Annotated in this window: 12 protein-coding genes and 1 pseudogene; 4 read left to right on the plus strand and 9 right to left on the minus strand. The window is 57.5% G+C overall.

Annotated elements, in window-relative coordinates; all coding sequences use genetic code 11:
• Position 1: 1 nt before the first annotated feature.
• Together SK62_RS13945 and SK62_RS13950 are read right to left on the minus strand one after the other, a co-directional pair.
• Positions 2-1,942 (minus strand): MacB family efflux pump subunit, encoded by a 1,941-nt coding sequence (locus SK62_RS13945; protein ID WP_023296167.1) that lies wholly within the window; start codon positions 1,940-1,942, stop codon positions 2-4.
• Positions 1,939-3,126 carry a macrolide efflux RND transporter periplasmic adaptor subunit EtsA gene (locus SK62_RS13950; protein ID WP_047718756.1) on the minus strand — a complete coding sequence of 396 codons (1,188 nt, stop codon included), beginning with the start codon at positions 3,124-3,126 and terminating at the stop codon, positions 1,939-1,941. Before SK62_RS13950 ends, SK62_RS13945 begins: the two co-directional genes overlap by 4 nt.
• A 670-nt stretch (positions 3,127-3,796) precedes the next feature.
• On the opposite strand from SK62_RS13950, the pseudogene iroB reads away from it, so the two are divergent.
• From iroB to SK62_RS13970, 4 genes and pseudogenes are all read left to right on the plus strand, one after another.
• Positions 3,797-4,912: pseudogene (gene iroB, locus SK62_RS13955) on the plus strand (salmochelin biosynthesis C-glycosyltransferase IroB).
• Positions 4,913-5,053: 141 nt separating this feature from the next.
• Positions 5,054-8,713 (plus strand): salmochelin/enterobactin export ABC transporter IroC, encoded by a 3,660-nt coding sequence (iroC, locus tag SK62_RS13960; RefSeq protein ID WP_047718757.1) that lies wholly within the window; start codon positions 5,054-5,056, stop codon positions 8,711-8,713.
• Positions 8,714-8,814: 101 nt separating this feature from the next.
• Positions 8,815-10,044 carry an esterase family protein gene (locus tag SK62_RS13965; protein WP_045615134.1) on the plus strand — a complete coding sequence of 410 codons (1,230 nt, stop codon included), beginning with the start codon at positions 8,815-8,817 and terminating at the stop codon, positions 10,042-10,044.
• Positions 10,045-10,127: 83 nt separating this feature from the next.
• Complete coding sequence (locus SK62_RS13970) at positions 10,128-11,084, plus strand: alpha/beta hydrolase (protein WP_047718759.1); 957 nt, start codon at positions 10,128-10,130, stop codon at positions 11,082-11,084.
• Between the two features lie 44 nt (positions 11,085-11,128).
• On the opposite strand, the gene iroN is transcribed toward SK62_RS13970, so the two are convergent.
• The 7 genes from iroN to mntR all read right to left on the minus strand — a co-directional run bounded on the left by iroN (position 11,129) and on the right by mntR (position 20,659).
• Positions 11,129-13,303 (minus strand): siderophore salmochelin receptor IroN, encoded by a 2,175-nt coding sequence (gene iroN / locus SK62_RS13975; protein WP_139152744.1) that lies wholly within the window; start codon positions 13,301-13,303, stop codon positions 11,129-11,131.
• Between the two features lie 346 nt (positions 13,304-13,649).
• Complete coding sequence (locus tag SK62_RS13980) at positions 13,650-14,690, minus strand: aldo/keto reductase (protein ID WP_015571054.1); 1,041 nt, start codon at positions 14,688-14,690, stop codon at positions 13,650-13,652.
• Positions 14,691-14,792: 102 nt separating this feature from the next.
• Positions 14,793-16,316 carry an efflux transporter outer membrane subunit gene (locus SK62_RS13985; protein ID WP_048249637.1) on the minus strand — a complete coding sequence of 508 codons (1,524 nt, stop codon included), beginning with the start codon at positions 16,314-16,316 and terminating at the stop codon, positions 14,793-14,795.
• Positions 16,316-17,887 carry a DHA2 family efflux MFS transporter permease subunit gene (locus SK62_RS13990; RefSeq protein WP_015571056.1) on the minus strand — a complete coding sequence of 524 codons (1,572 nt, stop codon included), beginning with the start codon at positions 17,885-17,887 and terminating at the stop codon, positions 16,316-16,318. The genes SK62_RS13985 and SK62_RS13990 overlap by 1 nt, the downstream gene beginning before the upstream one ends.
• Entirely contained in the window at positions 17,884-18,978 is a 1,095-nt protein-coding gene (locus SK62_RS13995; RefSeq protein WP_015571057.1) for an HlyD family secretion protein, read from the minus strand. Before SK62_RS13995 ends, SK62_RS13990 begins: the two co-directional genes overlap by 4 nt.
• A 101-nt stretch (positions 18,979-19,079) precedes the next feature.
• On the minus strand, positions 19,080-20,189 hold the full coding sequence (locus SK62_RS14000) for an anion transporter (RefSeq protein WP_045142368.1): 1,110 nt from the start codon (positions 20,187-20,189) through the stop codon (positions 19,080-19,082).
• Positions 20,186-20,659 carry a manganese-binding transcriptional regulator MntR gene (gene mntR / locus SK62_RS14005; protein WP_015571059.1) on the minus strand — a complete coding sequence of 158 codons (474 nt, stop codon included), beginning with the start codon at positions 20,657-20,659 and terminating at the stop codon, positions 20,186-20,188. Before mntR ends, SK62_RS14000 begins: the two co-directional genes overlap by 4 nt.
• Between the last annotated feature and the right edge of the window lie 140 nt (positions 20,660-20,799).

The raw sequence follows: 20,799 nt of genomic DNA on the forward strand, positions 1-20,799 counted from the left end.
GTTACTCGCTGGCCAGTGAAACGACCGGATCCATCCTTGCTGCCTTGCGGGCAGGGAGATAACCAAAGATCATGCCGATTAAAGTTGAGCAGAAGAATGCGGCAGCAGCGGCCTGCCACGAATAAATGGCGGTGAAAATGCCCCCTGCCAGCGCGGTGAACAGCGCTCCGGCGGCATACGACAGTGCAATACCTAACACTCCGCCTATTAGACATACCAGCACAGCCTCAATCATAAACTGCTGCATGATATCGCCCTGACGCGCACCGACCGCCATTCGTACGCCAATCTCATGGGTCCGTTCCGTGACCGACACCAGCATGATATTCATCACCCCAATGCTGCCGATCATCAGCGAGATGCAGGCCACCATCAGAATCAGGATGCTAAAGGTCATTGAGGTCCGTTCGATTGATTGTCGAATCTGCTCGAAATTATAAAGCTGGAAGTCTTTCACGCCGTGGCGTTGAGTGAGAAGCTGAGAAATAGCGCTGACCGCTGCCTCGTTGGCAACATCATCCTTAAGCCTTACGCTGATGCTGGTCAACACCGGTTTTCCTGTCATTCGATACATCACCGTGCTGTAAGGCATCCAGACGTTAATGCGATTAGGCGCATAGCTTCGGCTGTTCCCTTTGGCGATGCCGACAACCCGTGCAGGCACGGAACCCAGAAAAACGATTTGCCCAAGTGCCTTGAGTCCCGCATCGTCAAATAACGCCTTGCGGGCGTTTTCATCAATGATGACTTCCTGCGAGGCATTTCGATCGTCCTGGAAAGTTGATCCCTGCAACAGTTCAATACCGTTTACGCGAAAATGATCGCGCCCAACGCCATTGATCGTGGCGGTAGCGGATTTACCCAGAAAGCGAATGTTGTCGGAAGCGTTAACTTCGGGGCTGACGCTGTCAACAAACCCCTGCTTTGCTAATGCTTCGGCGTCTGCCGGGACCAGTGTACGAATGGCTTCAGTGCTGTCGTCAAAGAAATCCCTTCCCGGGTAGATGCTCACCACGTTGGTTCCAAGCTCCTTGATATTATCAAGGGTTCGCTGTTTCGCGCCTTCTCCCAGTGCCACCACCGTAACAACCGCGGCGATACCAAAAATAATGCCCGTCATGGTTAACGTCGTGCGCAGGCGATGCGCATTCATCGCTTTTAACGCCATGTGCAGGGATTCACGGGTACGGTCAACAATACTTTGCCACCAGCTTTGCTGAACGCTGTCAGGTCGTTTAAGGGCAACCCCGGAGGTAACACGACTGCCGGTATCAGAAATAATTTCACCGTCACGCAGCTCAATAATACGGTTAGCATGCTGCGCTACCTTCATATCATGTGTCACCATAACCACGGTATGGCCACGCTGATTCAGTTCACTGAGTATTGACAGTACCTCCTGACCGGACTGCGTATCCAGCGCGCCGGTGGGTTCATCCGCCAGAATGATTTCACCGCCGTTAATCAGCGAGCGGGCAATACTCACACGCTGCTGCTGGCCGCCTGAAAGCTCTCCCGGTTTATGATGTTCACGACCTTCCAGCCCGAGTCTTCCAAGCAATGTCGCCGCGCGCAGACGGCGCTTTTCGCGCTCACTATTGGCATAAATCGCCGGAATTTCAACGTTACTTAACGCGCTCAGGTCGGGCATTAAATGATAACGCTGGAAGATAAAACCGATGTGCTCACGGCGGATCCTTGCCAGATCGTCAGGTGAAAGCTGGGCGGCATTTTGACCGCTGATAAAGTAATCGCCACAATCAGGGACATCGAGACAGCCCATAATATTCATCAGGGTTGACTTACCGGAACCGGAGGCGCCGATGATCGCGACCATCTCCCCAGCAGCGATAGTCAAATCAATCCCTTTAAGCACGGTGAGATCCTGTCCACCGTTCCTGTAGGTGCGGCTGATGCCCTTGAGTTCTATGATATTACTCAAGATACAAACCCTTCCCCGGGCGCTTTTTCACCCGGCTGCGATAACACAACATGTTCCCCGACTTTTACACCGTCCAGGATCTGGATATCCACACTGTTAGTAATGCCGGTTTTGACCTCACGGGTTTCCAGCCGGTTATCACTGGTCAATATCTGCACCTGCTGTTTGTTGCCATTCACCTTGTGCACAGCCTGAATCGGCACCAGTAACGTATTTTTAGCTTCTCCAGCCAGCAAGGTCACCTGTGCTGTCATGGCAATTCGCAGCCGATTTTCTGGATTGGGGACATCCAGCAGCGCGTTGTAGTACACCGAAGCATTTGACGTGCCTGACCCTGAGGCTGAGCTACTGCTGGCAAGGCTATCATCTTTCATAACCGACTCAGGTGCCAGTTCAACGGTACGTAACGTGGCGTCATAATGCTTATCCGGCTCAGAGAAAATGGTGAATCTGGCTTTCTGTCCCGGTGAAATTCGCGTGATATCCGCCTCAGAGATCTGGGCTTTAATTGTCATCACGTCCAGACGTGCGAGTTTGATAATGGTCGGCGCACTTTGGCTGGAGTTAACCGTTTGGCCCTGTTGGGTGACAACGGCAATAACAATGCCGTCCATGGGAGCAACAACTTTTGTATAACCCAAATCGACCTTTTTCTTGTCGACATCAATTTGCGCCTGGACGAGTTTGGCATTCAGTGCCGATAGCTCAGCGCGGGTACTGGCCAGCGTGGTTTCAGCCGTTTCGAAATCTTCTCTCGAGCTGGCATCCTCATTTAACATCTGGCGCTGGCGCTTAAAACGCAATGAGGCTTGCTTCAACTGCGCCTGCTTAGCCTGAAGGTCCGCTTTTACCACGTTGAGAGCAGCTTCTGCGTTGCGTAAATCATTCCGCTGCGGCACGTCATCAATTTCAGCGATGAGCTGCCCTTTAGTGACACGATCGCCTAACTTCACCTTCAGCGACTTAACCTGGCCAGAAACCTGTGCCCCAACGTTGACCCGCTCAATCGCATCAATTCGACCGGTAGCAAGTACGGCGTTTTCAATATCGCCGATGCGTACTGGAGCGGTAACATACTCGGGAACCTCGGGGCTTCTCAGGAAGAAGAACAAGGCGATGCTAAAAATAATTAGCAGAGCCGCAGCACAGGTCATTACGCGTCGGGGAGGGAATTTTGTTAACATTACGCAGGTTTTCCATAACGATAAACAGCAGTGAATCAGGCATCATAGTAACATCGCCAGTATTTACGGGAGGTAAACCCGCGCTATTTGGTGAAGTAGCGTCATCGTAGACCCCCGCCATCAATTACACAGAATCACCAGGTCCGCCTGTAAACCGCCGCAAGCGTGGGATTTTGTGCCTAAATCCACAAAGTCCCCTTTTGCTGAGCCCCACCTGCGATTTTTCCCATAATCGATTCATTGTGCATTAAGTGCTTAATTATAGTTGCAACTCACATATGATAATAGTAATTATTATCATTAGCATTTGCACTGATGGTTTATCTGGCAAGGTATACAGAGGTCTCAGGAAACAAGCCTCTCCAGGTTTGTTGAACGGTCTCACACTCAACAAATGCATCTGAACACCGCGGCGTGGCAGCACGACGCCGCCTGGGCTGTTCAAAAGGACAACGGCGCGTAAGCGTTAATGGAAGCCGGGACAAGGAATTCCCGATTCACCAGCCTACGTCACGGAATAGTCAGCGACAGGACCGTTCGTAAGGCTGATGAAACTCAAAAAGGACGCAGCGTCTGTCAAAGCAGGCTTAACGAAAATTAACGTCCTGCTGCTGGCATATGACTGCGTCGACTTCCTGATTTAGTTCGTCAAGCGGAGAGGGATTTTCTCATGCGTATTTTGTTTGTAGGCCCGCCTCTCTATGGGCTGCTGTATCCTGTGCTGTCTCTGGCACAGGCGTTTCGCGTTAACGGCCATGAAGTGCTGATCGCCAGCGGAGGAAAATTCGCCCAAAAAGCGGCAGAAGCAGGGCTGGTGGTATTTGACGCCGCACCCGGTTTTGATTCTGAAGCTGACTATCGCCGCCGCGAGGCACAGCGAAAAGAAAGCAACATCGGCACAAAAATGGGCAACTTCTCATTCTTCAGCGAAGAGATGGCCGACCACCTGGTGGAGTTTGCCGGACACTGGCGGCCCGATCTCATCATCTACCCGCCGCTCGGCGTCATCGGGCCTCTGATTGCCGCCAAATACGATATACCGGTCGTAATGCAAACCGTCGGCTTCGGGCATACGCCCTGGCATATCAAAGGCGTAACGCGTTCGCTCGCGGACGCCTATCATCGCCACGGCGTTGGGGCCGCACCGCGCGATATGGCCTGGATCGACGTAACACCACCGAGCATGAGCATTCTTGAAAACGACGGAGAACCCATTATTCCCATGCAGTACGTCCCGTACAACGGCGGCGCGGTGTGGGAACCGTGATGGGAGAGGACGCCCGACCGTAAACGTCTGCTGGTGAGTCTCGGTACCGTCAAACCGATGGTCGACGGCCTTGACCTGATCGCCTGGGTGATGGATTCCGCCAGTGAAGTCGATGCCGAGATCATCCTGCATCTTTCGGCCAATGCGCGGTCGGATCTGCGCTCACTGCCCTCAAATGTTCGCCTGGTCGACTGGATACCCATGGGAGCCTTCCTGAACGGCGCAGATGGCTTCATTCATCATGGTGGCGCGGGCAATACCCTGACGGCGCTGCACGCCGGTATTCCACAGATCGTCTTCGGCCAGGGTGCCGATCGCCCGGTAAATGCCCGCGCTGTTGTCGAACGCGGCTGCGGGATCATCCCCGGCGACGACGGCCTGTCGAGCAGCATGATCAATGCTTTCCTCGACAATCGCGCGCTTCGCGACGCCTCTGAAGAGGTAGCGGCGGAAATGGCAGCGCAACCCTGTCCGAGCGAGGTGGCGAAAAGCCTGATCGCGAGGGTACAGAAAGGGTAGCCACTACGCCGTCATGACGATCATACGCCAGCACGCATCCAGGAGATACGCCCGTAACAATGCGGGACCGGATCGGGCTGGCGCTTTTTTTTGCACAGCGATCCGACTTGGATCCTATTGTTTACAGACGGAGGAGGCTTAATGCCTGCGACTCACTCTCCCACTCCTGCGCGGTCCTGGATAGTTCGCCTGGCACGCGTGTGCTGGGAACGTAAGAAACTTAGCATCATCGTAGTGGTAGCGTCGGTCTCGACCATTCTGCTGGCCGCGCTGACGCCGTTGCTGACAAGGCAAGCGGTGAACGACGCGCTGGCGGGCAATCCGACTCGTCTGCCGTGGCTGGCCTGCGGGCTATTGCTGATTGCCTTTTTTGATTTCATCGGTAACTACGTGCGCCGCGGTTATGCCGGGGAGCTCTCGCTCTGGGTGCAGCACACCCTGCGAGGACGGGCATTCGACAGTATTCAAAAACTTGACGGCGCAGGCCAGGACGCACTGCGCACCGGGCAGGTGATTTCACGGACCAACAGCGATCTGCAGCAGGTGCATACCCTGCTACAGATGTGCCCGGTGCCGCTGGCGGTGTTCACTTATTACATTGCCGGCATTGCCGTGATGCTGTGGATGTCACCCGCCATGACGCTCATCGTCGTGTGCGTACTGGCATGCCTGGCTATCACTGCGCTGCGCGCGCGTCGCCGGGTCTTTGCGCAAACCGGGCTGGCCTCGGACCGACTGGCAAATCTCACCGAACATATGCGCGAGGTGCTGGCGCAGATCTCAGTGGTAAAATCCTGCGTGGCGGAGCTGCGTGAAACGCGCTGGCTGGATCGCCAGTCGCGGCAGATGGTGCGGGTACGCATCGGCGCGGCCATCTCGCAGGCGATGCCAGGTGCCACCATGCTGGCGCTACCGGTGCTCGGGCAAATCGTCCTGCTGTGCTACGGCGGCTGGTCGGTTATGCACGGGCGCATCGATCTCGGCACCTTCGTGGCGTTTGCCAGCTTCCTCGCGATGCTGACCGGGCCAACCCGTGTACTGGCATCGTTTCTGGTTATCGCCCAGCGCACCCAGGCGTCCGTGGAGCGCGTGTTTGCTCTGATCGACACCCGTTCGCAGATGGAAGACGGGACGGAGGCGATTAACGGTCAGGTTATCGGGCTGCAACTGGAGAATATGAGCTTCGAGTACCGTGGCGGCAGACGCATCCTCAGCGATGTCTCCTTTTCCCTGCACGCCGGTGAAACCGTGGCGGTAGTGGGCGCATCGGGTTCAGGGAAATCCACGCTGCTGATGCTTCTGGCGCGTTTTTACGATCCCAGCGCCGGAGAGATATGGCTCAACACCAGCGCAGGCCGACAGAACCTCCGCGATCTCAGGCTGGAGGCGCTTCGTCGTCGGGTAGGCGTTGTGTTTGAGGATGCTTTTCTGTTTGCCGGTACGGTGGCGGAAAATATCGCCTACGGGCACCCTCAGGCAACGGCGGACGACATTCGCCTCGCGGCGAGGGCAGCAGGAGCCATCGATTTTATCAACGCCCTGCCGAAAGGCTTCGATACCCAATTAACCGAACGCGGTACGAATCTTTCCGGCGGACAGAGGCAGCGAATCGCGCTGGCACGGGCGCTCATTACCGCGCCGGAAGTGTTGATCCTCGATGACACCACCTCGGCGGTCGATGCCGGTACTGAAGCGGAGATCAACACCGCGCTGAGTCGCTATGCTGACGAAAAGCATATGCTGCTGGTGATTGCCCGACGCCGTTCGACGCTTCAGTTAGCCAGCCGGATTGTGGTGCTGGATAAGGGCCGGGTGGTGGACACCGGAACCCAGGCAGAACTTGAAGCGCGCTGTCCGGCGTTCCGCGCGCTGATGACCGGCGACGGCGATTTCCTCGCGCCTACCCACCGTGGGCCTAACGGATTGTGGCCGACCGTACCAGCGGCACAAGACGATGCGGCGCAGACGGGGGATAAAGGCTTTGTCGCCCGTATGACGCGCGTGCCGGAAAATGCAGTACAGCAGGCGCTGGCCGGTAAAGGCCGCAAAGTCACGTCGCTGCTGAAGCCCGTGGCGTGGATGTTCGTCATCGCCGCCCTGCTGATCGCCCTCGATTCGGCGGCAGGCGTCGGGGTACTTATACTGCTGCAGCGCGGCATTGACTCCGGCGTTGCCACAGGCGATATGTCGACTATTGGCCTCTGTGCCCTATTCGCCCTGTGCCTGGTGGCCGTGAGCTGGTGTTGTTATTCACTACAGACAGTCTTCGCCGCCAGAGCGGCAGAGTCAGTCCAGCATACGGTGCGCTTGCGCAGCTTCGGCCATATGCTGCGGCTTGGTCTCCCCTGGCATGAAAAGCATGTCGATTCGCGTCTGACCCGCATGACCGTAGATGTGGACTCTCTCGCCCGCTTTCTGCAAAACGGCCTTGCCGGTGCAGCCACCAGCCTGGTGACAATGTTCGCCATCGCCGCCGCCATGTTCTGGCTCGACCCGCTCCTGGCGCTGACGGCATTAAGCGCGGTGCCAGTGGTCGCACTGGCAACCTGGATTTATCGCCGCCTCAGCTCCCCTGCTTATGCGCAGGCGCGGCTGGAAATAGGCAAAGTCAACAGCACCCTGCAGGAGAAAGTCTCCGGCTTGCGCGTTGTGCAATCGCATGGCCAGCAGGAACAGGAAGCCGCCCGGCTGCGCGCGTTATCGGATCGGTTCCGTGCGACCCGCGTACGTGCGCAAAAATACCTTGCCGTCTATTTCCCGTTCCTGACCTTCTGCACCGAGGCCTCCTATGCCGCCGTTCTTCTGGTGGGTGCATCGCGGGTCGCCGAAGGCGAAATGACCGCCGGGGTGCTGGCGGCTTTCTTCCTGCTGCTGGGGCAATTCTATGGGCCAGTGCAGCAGTTATCAGGAATTGTCGACGCCTGGCAGCAGGCGACGGCCAGCGGCAAACATATCAATGAACTGCTGGCGACCGAAGGCACAGAGAACATCGAGCCCTCTTCCGCACCGCCCGCCACCGGCGCGCTGCATCTTAATGAGCTCACGTTCAGTTATCCCGACAGTCCTCAACCCGCGCTGAACAAACTTACCCTGACAATCCCTGAGGGAAGGGTCGTCGCGGTCGTTGGTCGCAGCGGTGCGGGTAAGTCAACGCTGATTAAGCTGATCGCCGGATTGTATTCCCCCACCCACGGCAGGATCAGCATTGGCGATCGGATAATTGATGATGCCTCGCTTGCCGATTACCGTCGCCAGATTGGGCTGGTCGATCAGGATGTGGCGTTGTTTAGTGGTGATATCGCGGAAAACATTCGTTATTCACGGCCATCCAGTACCAATGACGACGTTGAGATTGCCTCTCAACGGGCAGGGCTGTATGAGACGGTGCGCAATCTGCCGCAGGGATTCCGGACACCGGTGAATAACGGCGGTGCCGATCTGTCCGCAGGTCAGCGCCAGCTGATTGCGCTGGCCCGCGCACAACTGGCGAATGCTCACATCCTGCTGCTCGATGAAGCCACGTCACGCCTGGATCGCACATCCGAAGAGCGATTGATGTCATCGTTAACAGACGTCGCGCACACCGGGAAGCACCTGGCGCTGATTGTGGCGCACCGTCTGACCACCGCGCAGCGCTGCGATCTGATTGCCGTTATCGATAAGGGGCAGCTTGCGGAATACGGCACCCACGAACAGCTGTTAGCGGCCGGCGGCCTCTACACCCGCTTGTGGCATGACAGCGTCGGCAGCTCTGTTCCCCATCGCCAGCACGACATCACGGGGGAAATCGTGGAAGAGTAATTGCGCACGTAAGACATTACAAAACACGCGCTAAAGCGGCTGTTCCCGGAATAGCCGCTTTAGCTATTTATACTGACACCCTTCATATTCAAAGAGAGTGAATGCTGAACATGCAACAACATCCCTCTGCTATCGCCAGGCTGCGCAGCCAGCTGGCAGCAGGCCACATTGCTAACCTTTCTGACTTCTGGCGAGACGCTGAGTCGCTAAATGTACCGCTGGTGACGCCAGTCGACGGAGCGAAAGACGAGCGTGATGTGACATTTCTGTGGCGCGCCAGGCACCCTCTACAGGGCGTTTATCTGCGTCTGAATCGGGTGACGGATAAAGAGCACGTGGCGAAAGGGATGATGACCGCCCTTCCCGCGACGGATATCTGGACTCTGACACTGCGTTTACCCGCAAGCTACTGCGGCTCCTATTCGCTGGTGGAAATCCCCCCCGGCACCCCGGCCGAGACGATTGCACAGTCCGGAGGCCGCTTTGCTACCCTCGTCGGGCACGCCGATCCGCTAAACAAAACGCCGGGGATCAACGTTCGGGGAAGCACACAGGAGTCGGTGCTGGCGCTTGATAAAGCCCCCGCTCAGTCCGAATGGCGCGGCGGGTCACCCAGCGGACAATTGCTTACCTCGGCGCGCACTCTCGCCGGGGAATCGCGCCGGGTTCGGCTCTATCTGCCGGACGTTGATGTTTCGCAGCCCCTCGGCCTGGTGGTACTGCCCGATGGTGAAACCTGGTTCGATCACCTTGGCGTATGCGCGGCAATTGACGCCGCCATAAACAACGGACGCATCGTGCCCGTGGCTGTACTTGGCATCGACAATATCGATGAACACGAGCGAACTGCGATACTCGGCGGGCGCAGCGAGCTGATAAAGGATATCGCCGGCCAGTTGTTGCCGACGATCCGCGCCGAACACCCACAGCGGCGGTGGGCAGACCGTTCGCGCACCGTGCTGGCCGGACAGAGCCTCGGCGGGGTCAGCGCGCTCATGGCCGCTCGTTACGCACCGGAAACGTTCGGGCTGGCGCTCAGCCACTCCCCTTCGATGTGGTGGACGCCAGAGGGTGCCAGCCGGCCAAACGTGTTCAGCGAAACCGATACGTCATGGGTGAGTGAACATCTGCTTTCTGCCCCGCCGCAGGGCGTGCGCATCCGCCTGTGCGTGGGATCGCTGGAAGGTTCGACGGTACCCCACGTTCAGCGGCTGCATCAGCAGTTGCTTACCGCTGGCGTCGACAGCCATTGCGCAATGTATACCGGGGGTCACGATTACGCATGGTGGCGCGGCGCACTGATTGACGGGCTTGGTTTACTCCAGGGTTGACTTGACCCGCGAACACTTTCAGGCAACTGTACAGGCTTCCTGAATAAAGAAAATGTCACCTGCGGAAAAGGAATAAACATCAGATGTATGCCCGCGAGTATCGCCCAACACGCTCACGCAAGGCGCTTGTCACTCTTCTTTCTGGTCTCACCCTTATCTGGAATGCGCACGCTTTCGCAAAGCCGGATATGCAGCCACTGGGGCCGAATATCGCCGATAAAGGCTCTGCGTTTTACCATTTCAGCGTCAACTCGTTCGACTCCGCCGATGGCAGCCGCCATTATCGGGTATGGACGGCCGTGCCAAATAAAGCCGCACCGGCGTCGGGCTACCCGATTTTATATATGCTCGACGGCAACGCAGTTATGGACCGCCTGAACGACGACCTGCTCAAACAGCTGGCAGAAAAATCACCGCCGGTGATTGTGGCTGTCGGGTATCAGACCAACCTCCCCTTCGATCTCAACGGCAGGGCCTACGACTATACGCCAGCAGCAGAAAGCGGCAAAACGGATACCCGCAACGGGCGTTTTAACCGTAAGAGTGGGGGTAGCAACGACTTCCGCCAGTTACTGGAAACGCGTATAGCGCCAAAGGTGGAACAGGGATTGAATATCGATCGGCAGCGTCGCGGCCTGTGGGGGCACTCCTACGGCGGCCTGTTCGTGCTGGATGCATGGCTGTCTTCCCCTTATTTCCGGACGTATTACAGCGCCAGCCCGTCGTTGGGCAGAGGCCATGATGCGCTACTGAGCCGCATCACGGCGGTTGAGCCGTCGCAATACTGCGCCAGGCGCCTGATGATAATGGAAGGTTCGGCGACACCGGGCGATAACCGGGAAACGCATGCTGCCGGAGTGCTGACGAAAATTCATGCCATCCTCGCCACGCTGGAAGATAAAGGCGTCAATGCCGCCTTTTGGGATTTCCCAAACCTGGGACACGGGCCGATGTTCAACGCCTCCTTCCGCGGAGCGCTGTTAGATATCAGTGGTGAAAACGCAGGTAACACAGCAGGCTGTCATTCATTAAGCCGCTAAACACTGCCCGCCTTGACGCGGGCAGTACACCTGTAACACTACGATCAAAATGACGCGGTAACACCGGCATAATAAGCCCGGCCAGGCTCGTTATAGGTATTCGCCCCTTCGGAAGATCGGTAGATCTGTTTAGCTAAGATATTGCTGACACCAACGTTAAGACGCAGATTTTTATTAATATCGTAATTGAAGTTCGTCCCCACCAGCGAATAAGCGCCCAGCTCTTTACCTGACAGACCGCCAGTATCTTCACTACGAGTTTCCGAATGAGAACGCGGTTTTTGTCTGCCGTATAACGTCCAGTTGACGCTGGCAGAGAACGCCTGGGTGATGGTCCAGTCAAGCGAGTTATTAATGGTGTATTTCGGGATGATCGACAGCGGATTACCGGTGTCTTTTTGCTCCGAGGTGATCATCCAGGTGGCATTGGTATTCCAGTTCAGACGATCTTTCACCAGCGGGAACGCCATGCTGGCTTCGATACCGTCCACCAGTGCTTTCCCGCCGTTCTGCCACTGGAGAATATATGCGCCGGAAGCGGTTTGCCCGATAACATTATCGCCGGCCACGATCTTATTCTGGTAGTCATTGCGGAAGTAGGTCACGCTGGCATGGTAATCTTCCCAGGCGAACTCCAGCCCAATTTCTTTATTGATGCTGATTTCCGGATCGAGATCTTTATTACCGATCAGGTAGCAGCCGCCCGATGTAATATCTTTTGGACAACCGTTGCCTTTCGAGTAGAGCAGATAACCTTCGCTGGATTGATACAGGTTTGGTGCTTTAAAGGTTCGGGCAATCCCCGCTTTGACTTTGAAGTAATCCCCCAATTCCTGCGAGAGGTTCAGGCTGGGGCTGAAGTTACCGCCGGACTCGTTGAGATAATCAAAGCGCAGGCCGGGAATGATATTCGTGCCGGGAACTGGCTCAATATTATCTTCAATATACAGCGCACTGATTTGGGAATGGTTTTTACTGCTGCGATCCGCAGCCGAGCCAGAAATGCCGCCGATATCACTGTCATCCACGGTCAGGCTGGTAGAGGAAGGATCGTCGAGCTCATCGCGGCTCCACTCCGCACCCACGGTCAGCGTTTGATCGATCAGCGCATTCAGCGGAATATTAAGCTCGCCGCTGGTTCGCCAGGAGCTCAGGCGATTGGTCGTGAACTTTTCATCCGCCGAAATACGCCCTTCACCGCCACCGGATAATCCTTCATTCATGCGGGTGTTATTGGTTTTCTCGTAATAGACACCAAAACGGCTTTGACCCCAGTCCCAGATACCATTATGTGTAATGCCATAATTCTGCCGGTACAGGCGGTTCGTCTCTTCGCCGGATTTCGCCAGGCTTTCAGTGACGGCACTGGAAGAACTGTTTTGCGTATCGCCTGCATAGATATTCCCCTGGCGGCTATATCCGGCTTCGAAATCGATAATTTGCTGCGGATTTAATTTCCACGAGACAACGCCGTTAATATCTTTGTTGCGCACCCCTTCATGCCCGGCCGCGTTTTTCGTACCGGCCGAGGAGTTAATATCCCAGCTGTCGGCATCGGTTTTATTCAGGTTTCCGTACAGGCGCATGGTCAGCGCATCGCCAGCCAGCGGCCCGCTAAGGCTGAAGTTGGCGCGACGCGTAGCGCCTTCGTCGCTGCTTTCCGGCTGGTTGGTGTATAACGACAGCGAACCGTGCCAGTCGTTGGTAGGGCGTTTGGTAATGATGTTCACCACCCCGCCCGCTGCGCCCGAACCGTAGCGTGCCGCCGCAGGGCCGCGGATCACTTCAATACGCTCAACCTGTTCCGGTGGCACCCAGTTGGTGTCGCCGCGGGTATCACGCTCTCCACGCCAGCTATAACGCACGGCGTTGCGCGACGTCACCGGCACACCATCAATTAAAATTAAGGTGTTCTCCGGCCCCATGCCGCGAATGTCGATCTGGCGGTTATTACCACGTGTACCCGAGGCGCTGTTGCCGGTCAGATTGACACCGGGCATTTTGCGAATAATATCGGAGAGATCGTTGACCGGAGGGTTCTTTTTAATATCTTCGCTGGTAATAATCGACACGCCCGGCTGCTGTTTGAGTACCTGCTCAGCGGTGGCTTCCACCACCAGGGTCTCGTCGTTATCATCGGAGGATTTTGCCAGTGATACCTGACTGTTCAACCCTGCCAGGAGCGCAGTGAGCGGCCAGAAGATCTTGATAATTCTCATACCCATTCCCTAATACATGCCTAACGTAAAAGTGATCGATCGTTAAGCTCACATCCTTGCCAGATATTTTAAACTGCCATTATTTTTATAATAAGAATGATAATTAATATCATTTGAAGAGGATTAAGGCAATCCTTAATACACGGATGCGCGCATTAATGAAACGCACGCATTGGCCCGGAGTGATTCTTCCCGGGTACCACCCTTTGCGTTCGTAAAGCTGGCATACTGAAACAGCAGAAGAAGAGAACAGCCCATTGGTATTTCGTGTAGTGACATAACGTTAATATGTCATTACAAGGGAACGCAGCCCCGGTAAGCGCAAGCGCCACCGGGGAAAGAAAGGTTATTGTTGCGCTAACTGATTGCGACGGTACTCACCCTGGCGCTCCAGCATCCAGCCAGGATACTCGCGCGGCAGCGCGCTGACCGCATCCAGCTGTTTCAGCTCATCATCGCTCAGCTGAATGCCGGTTGCGGCAATGTTGTCATCCAACTGATCGACCCGTTTCGCCCCGATGATGACGCTGGTCACCGCCTTCTGGTGCAGCAGCCACGCCAGCGCGATTTGCGCCACGGAAACGCCTTTACTTTCGGCGATGGTACGCATCACGTCCACGCAGTCGAAGGCGCGATCTTTATTCACCGGCGGGAAGTCGAACGCCAGGCGACGACTACCGGCCGCGCTCTGCCCGTCGCGATCGTATTTTCCGCTCAGCAGACCACCCGCCAGCGGGCTCCATACCATCAACCCGACGCCTTCGCTCTGCATCATCGGCACCAGTTCGCGCTCAAGGTCGCGCCCGGCGATGGTGTAGTACGCCTGCAATGAGGCAAAACGCGCCAGCCCCAGACGCTCAGAGATGCCGAGCGCTTTGGCAATCTGCCATGCCGCCCAGTTCGAGACGCCGATATAGCGTACGTGACCGTGCTGCACAAGATTATCCAGCGCGTAAAGCGTCTCCTCGATGGGGGTCGCGGGGTCGAAACCGTGCAGCTGATAGAGATCGATATGATCCAGCTGCAAGCGACGCAGGCTCTCCTTCACGCCGCTGATGATGTGATAGCGCGAGCTACCGCGCGAGTTCACCCCCGCTGTGCCGGTTTCACCGAACACCTTGGTGGCAACGACCACGTTTTCGCGCGGAATTTTCAGGTTCTTCAGCGCCTGCCCGGTGATCTCCTCTGAACGCCCTTCCGAGTAGACATCTGCCGTGTCGATAAAATTGATCCCGGCGTCCAGCGCGCGGCCCACCAGCTGCTCGGCGTCGCTTTGCTGAAGCTGACCAATTTTGCCCCACATGCCGCCTTCACCGCCGAAGGTCATGGTGCCGAGGCAGAGTTCAGAAACGAACAGTCCGGTATTGCCCAGTTTTTGATAACGCATAACGCTTTCCTCGCATGTCGATTGGGTGTCTGTTAGTTATACCCGCCCCCCAGCCATCGCGAATGTGGCGTTCCTGTCCGTTTCTTGCCCAATCCTCTGAATCTATCCGCGCGGGGCGTCGCCAAAGACGCTGTAGTCTGGCAGCCGCACCTGCTGATACGGCTCCCAGCCGCCGCCGAGGGCTTTGTAGAGCGCCACCAGGTCAAGCGCGCTCTGCACCTGCGCCTGCGCCCGCTGCTGTTCGGCCTGAGCGAGCTGACGCTGGGCGTCCAGCACGTCAATAAAGCTGGCGATCCCCTGCCGGTAGCTGTCGCTGGCGAGATCAAAGGCGTTTTGCAGCGCGTCGATGGTTTTCGCCAGGCCCGCTTCACGCTGCTGGTCGGTGCGATAGCTCACCAGCGCGTTTTCAACGTCGTCGAGCGCCGTCAGTACCGTCTGGCGATAGTCCAGCACTGCCGCCCCCTGCTGCGCGCGCGCCACCTTGACGCTGGAGACCAGCCGACCGCCCTGGAAAATCGGTATGGAAACCTGCGGGCCAAAGCTGTAGAAGTGGCTGCTCCAGTCGGTCAGCCAGTTAGATTCACTGTTGCGCAGGCCAAACTGTCCGGAGAGGGTAAAGCTCGGGAACAGTTCTGCCACCGAGACGCCAATCTGCGCCGTGGCGGCATGGAGATTCGCCTCGGCTTCGCGCACGTCCGGGCGACGGCGGGCCAGCGTCGACGGAATACCGGTCTGCACAATATCTGGCAGGGCAGGCATCGGCTGCACGGATTGCAGTTCGGCATCCAGCGCGCCCGGAGGTTTGCCGAGCAGGATCGCCAGCCCGTTCATCGCCTGGCGTTCCTGCGCCTGATACTGCGGCAGCTGCGCTTCAAGATTGCCCAGCTGCGCCCGGGCGTTCTCCACGTCCATCTGCGGCGACAGCCCGCCCCGCTGGCGGCTTTCGGTCAGATCCAGCGTCTGCTGTGCGCTTTCAATTTGCGTATTAAGCGTGGCAATGATGCTCTGCGCCCCACGCAGCTGTAGCCACGCCCGCGCCACTTCGGCTTCCAGCGAGACCAGCGCATCGTTACGCTGCTCGATCGCCGCCCGCTGCTGCGCCTCGGCCACTTCTACCTGACGGCGCACCTTGCCCCACAGGTCGATTTCCCACTGGGCGTCGAAGCTGCCCTGATAGAGGTTAATCGGCTGCGTCAGCGGGCCTAACGCGCCCCGCAGTTCAGGATCGACATTATTCAACTGGTCGTACACGCCGTGGGATTTCAGCTCCCCTTCCAGCCCAAGCTGCTGGCGCGTCGCCTGCACATTGCCATTCACCGACGGGAAAAACGCCCCGCCGGCCTGGTTAATCTGTTCGCGCGCGCCGGCGATGCGTAATACCGTTTGCTGTAGCGTCAGATTCCCGGCGATGGCGCGTTCAATCAGGCTGTCGAGCTGCGGCGAGCCGAAGGTTTTCCACCAGCGCGGGTTGGTGGCGGCGGAGGAAGTTTGTGATTTCACCGCGCTGTCGCCCTTATCGTTCCAGTGCGTGGTAGCGGGCGGTGCTGGCTGTTGGTAGTCCGGCCCGACGGCGCAGCCCACCAGCAGCATCATTATCATCAGAGGGTGTAAACGTCTGTGTATCATCAGTGTGCTCCTGCACTCCCCTCGCTCTTAACCGGCGAGAGCAACAAACAAAACGGAATCAGTAATAGGGCCACCGCGCTCAGAATGGTGAAGACGTCGATGTAGGCCAGAAAGCGCGACTGCTCGATCATCGTCTGGTACATCCGCCCGGTGGCAATGCCGGTCGGATCGCCCACCTGAGTGGTGAAGTTCTGGATCGCCTGGGCGCTTTCGCGAATCGCCAGCTGGAACTGCTCGTTAAACGGCGAAGCGTGGTAAGCCAGATGCGCGCTGTGCGCCTGCGAGCGCTCGGTGATCGCCGCCGTCGAGAGCGAAATCCCAATCGAGCCGGCCACGTTGCGGAACATGGTAAACAGCGCCGCTGCGTCGGCATTGAGCCGCCTCGGGATCGAGATAAAGGCGATGGTGGTGAGGGGCACAAACAGGAACCCCAGTCCAATCGACTGGGCGCTGCGGAACAGCACCAGCGTTTCGAAGTCGATATCCGGCGTCAGCGTGCGGGACCAGAAGAACGACACCGCCAGGCAGGTAAAGCCGAAGGCGATGATCCAGCGCGTCTGCACCACCGGCATCAGCTTCAGCACCAGCGGAATGGTCAGCACAATCAGCACCGCGCCGGGCGAGAGCACCAGCCCGGACCAGGTGGCGGTATAGCCCAAATCCTGCTGCGCCAGCTGCGGAATAACCACCGAACTGCCGTACAGGATCATCGCCATCCCCGCCATCAGCAGGCTGGAGATCGCAAAGTTGCGGTCCTTCATACAGTGCAGATCCACCACCGGCTTTCTGGCATACATCAGCCAGTAGATCGCGCCGATAATGCCGACCAGCGTCAGTACTGCGAAGGTGCGGATAAAGTTCGAATAGAACCAGTCATCATCTTCGCCCCGGTCGAGCATCACCTGCAAACAGCCAAGACCGAGGGCGATCAGGCCGATCCCCGTCCAGTCGACGGTGAGCTTCTCTTCCGACTTTTTCTCCCACGGCGGATCTTCCAGCAGCTGATAGATGGCCAGCACCGTCACAATCCCTACCGGGATATTGATAAAGAACACCCAGCGCCAGGAGTAGTTATCGGTGATCCAGCCCCCCAGCGTGGGACCGAGTACCGGCGCGACGATAATGGCAATGGATGAAAGGCCAAAGGCTTTGCCCCTGTCCTCCGGCTTGAAGTAGTCGAGTAGCACCGACTGCTGGGTAGGCTGCAATCCGCCGCCAAAGAACCCCTGCATCACGCGGAACAGGATGATTTGCCATAGCTCGGTGGCGATGCCGCACAGGAACGAGCAGATGGTGAACATCACAATGCAGATCAGGAAGAACTGCTTGCGACCAAACAGGCGGCTCAGAAAGGCCGAAATCGGCAGCACGATGCCGTTCGCCACCAGGTAGCTGGTGAGCACCCAGGTGGATTCGTCATAGCTGGCCGAGAGCGACCCCGCGACGTGGGGCAACGCCACGTTGACGATGGTGGTGTCCAGAATTTCCATAAACACCGCCAGGGTGACCACAATCGCCACCGCCCACGGGTTACTGGCGGGCTTCCAGTTATCGTGGCTGTGATCCGTCATTCCACGGTGACCTTCGGTTCAACCGACAGCCCCAGCGGCAGCGGCTTGTTCGGATCCAGCCCTTTATCAATGACGATTTTCACCGGCACGCGCTGAACGATCTTCACAAAGTTACCGGTGGCGTTTTCCGACGGGAAGGCGGAGAAGCGCGAGCCGCTGCCCTGCTGGATGCTGTCGATATGGCCTTCCAGCTCCATATCCGGCCAGGCATCGACGGACACGGTCACTTTGTCGCCCGGCTTCATGCGCTCAAGCTGCGACTCCTTGAAGTTCGCCACCACCCACACGTTCGGGGAAACCAGCGAGAACAGCGCCGTACCTGCCTGCACCAGCGTACCGGGCTGGACGTTGCGTTTGGTGACAAAACCGTCGAACGGGGCGCGGACTTCGGTATAAGAGAGGTTCAGGTTGGCGGTTTCCAGCTGCGCTCTGGCCTGATCGACCTGCCGTTCGCGGGCTTCGACGTTGGTCTCCTGCTGGCGGATTTGCAGCTGAACCTGCTCCGCCACTTCCAGCTGCGCCTGCGCGCTGGCCAGACCCGCCTGGGCACTCCTCAGTTGAGCGTTCGCGGCATCGATACTTTGTTGCGTGGTCGCGCGCGGGTCAACGCCGCGCTGACGGCGGTACTCCGCCTGCGCGTTGGCCATATCCGCCTGGGCTTTCAGTACCTGGGCTTTGGCTTCATCGCGCTGAGCGGGATATTGCACCTTCGAGAGCGCCAGCTGCGCCTGCGCCTGATGCAACTGCGCAACCGCCAGCCCAAGCTGAGCCTGGGCCTGATCGCGCTGGGCGGTGGTATCACGCGGATCGATCACCACCAGCACATCCCCTTTCTTCACGCGCTGGTTATCCCGCACGCGAAGTTCGGTGACGTAGCCTGCCGTTTTTGGGGCAATGGTCACTACGTCGCCGTCGGTGAAGGCGTCGTCGGTGGTCTCTTCGTTACGGGTTAAAAACCACCAGACCAGCGCCACAATCACCATCACGATGACCACGATGCCAAGGATAATTAACGGTTTTTTCCCCGGGCGCTTGCGCTCGTTATTGTTTTGATCCTGCTCGTCAGCAGGTGGGTTTTGATCTTCTGCCATAGTTCAGCAACGGTCCTGTCAGTGAGCGGCATCACACTATGCCGTTCACTAAAGCTAGGACGTTGCTATACATTTGCCAGGAAAAACTGACAAATTGCGCACTATATGAGAAGGAATAGTCCGAAACCGACCGCCGCTGACCAGAGCAGCATCGGGATTGACCATAAATGGAAGCGCCACCAGATGCGGCGATCGTTGGCCATCCGCAGGGCGATGAGGTTAGCCAGCGAGCCAGGCAGCAGCCCAAAGCCGCCGACGTTGACCGCCCACGCCAGCAGTACCGTTGGGGGAACATAGTTAAGCAGCAAAATGGTGGACGGCACGTTACTGATCACCTGCGAGAGACCAATCGCCGTCAGCCATAATCCCGGCTGCGACAGACCGCTGACGCTATGGAGAACGTTCTGCAATACCGGAAGCTGGATCAGGAGATGGACGTCAATAAACATCGCCATAAACACCAGCAGCAGCGTCCAGTCAACGCTCACCAGCACCCGCCGGGCGAGGAACAGGAAGCCGCACGCCACCAGCAGCGCGCCCGCCAGCGCCTGGTTTAACTCCAGCGCGATAAGGAAAACGATATACAGCCCCAGGCAGCTCCAGACGAGACGCGGCTGCCAATGGGGGCCGGTTGTACCGCTGTGGTACTGCAACGATTTATTCGGGAAAGCAAACCAGCCCACCGCCAGCAGCGACGCCACGATCGCCAGCGCCAGCGGCGCCATCTGCCCGGTAAACGCGGTAAACGACAGGCCGGAGCGTCCCCACAGCAGAATGTTCTGCGGGTTACCGATCGGCGTGAGCAGCGAGCCCGCATTGACGGCCAGCGCTTCAAAGATAATCAGACGGGTAACCGGTATTTCGCACAGCTTACGCAGCGTGAGCGTAAGCGGCACCACGATAAAAAGCGCCACGTCATTAGTGAGAAACGTCGACAACAGCGCCGCCGAAAAGACCATGAACAGGGCCAGTTTGCGCTCGGTGGCGAAGCGGCGCACCATTTTGCGCCCCAGCACGTCAAAATAGCCGCTCAGCTCCACGCCTTTGGTGAGCATCATCAAACCGCTCAGAGTAATAATGGTGCGCCAGTCTATGGCCGCCGGCCAGGTGTGCGGCGTGAAGGGCACAAAGACGCTGAGCCCAACGCCAGTGATCAGTAAAAGATGGAAAAAGCGATCGCGTTTCAGGGCCTGCAAGCCGGGGATGTTCATTCAGCGGAGGGACCGTATTTGAGCGTAAACTCGCGGAACTTCAACAGCGTCTCTTCACTGACGTGGTGTTCCATACCTTCGGCATCCCGACGGGCAATTTCCGGGCTGACGCCCAGCACCAGTAAAAAATTCTCGACGATCTGGTGTCGCTCGCGGCTCTCCTGCGCCAGCTTCTCGCCCTCAGCGGTGAGAAACACCCCGCGCCAGGGGATCATTTCGATCAGCCCGACCGACGCCAGACGTTTTAACATTTTGGCAACGGTTGGCTGCGACACCCCCAGGCGTGCGGCCATATCCACCTGGCGCGCTTCTCCAACCTCACGGATCAGATCAGAGATCAGTTCGACATAATCATCAATCAGCTCCCGGCGGTGCGCCTCACGCACCTGGCGGAAGCCTTCCACATGCTCTTCAACGTTCACCAGTTGCGTCGTTTTTTTTGTTGTTGGCTTACCTGCGCGACGGTTCATTGTGCTTCCTCAATGGGGTTGACGCTTCCAGCGCCCTGTAACGGAGCGCACATTGTAAACCATAGCTCTACAAGCACAAAAAATTAACGAATTAGCCATAGCTATACAATATAGCCTGTGCTATATCTGTATGTAATGCA

It is taken from the genome of Enterobacter sp. BIDMC109, from assembly GCF_001037885.1.
In the GTDB taxonomy this organism is placed as follows: domain Bacteria; phylum Pseudomonadota; class Gammaproteobacteria; order Enterobacterales; family Enterobacteriaceae; genus Enterobacter; species Enterobacter hormaechei_C.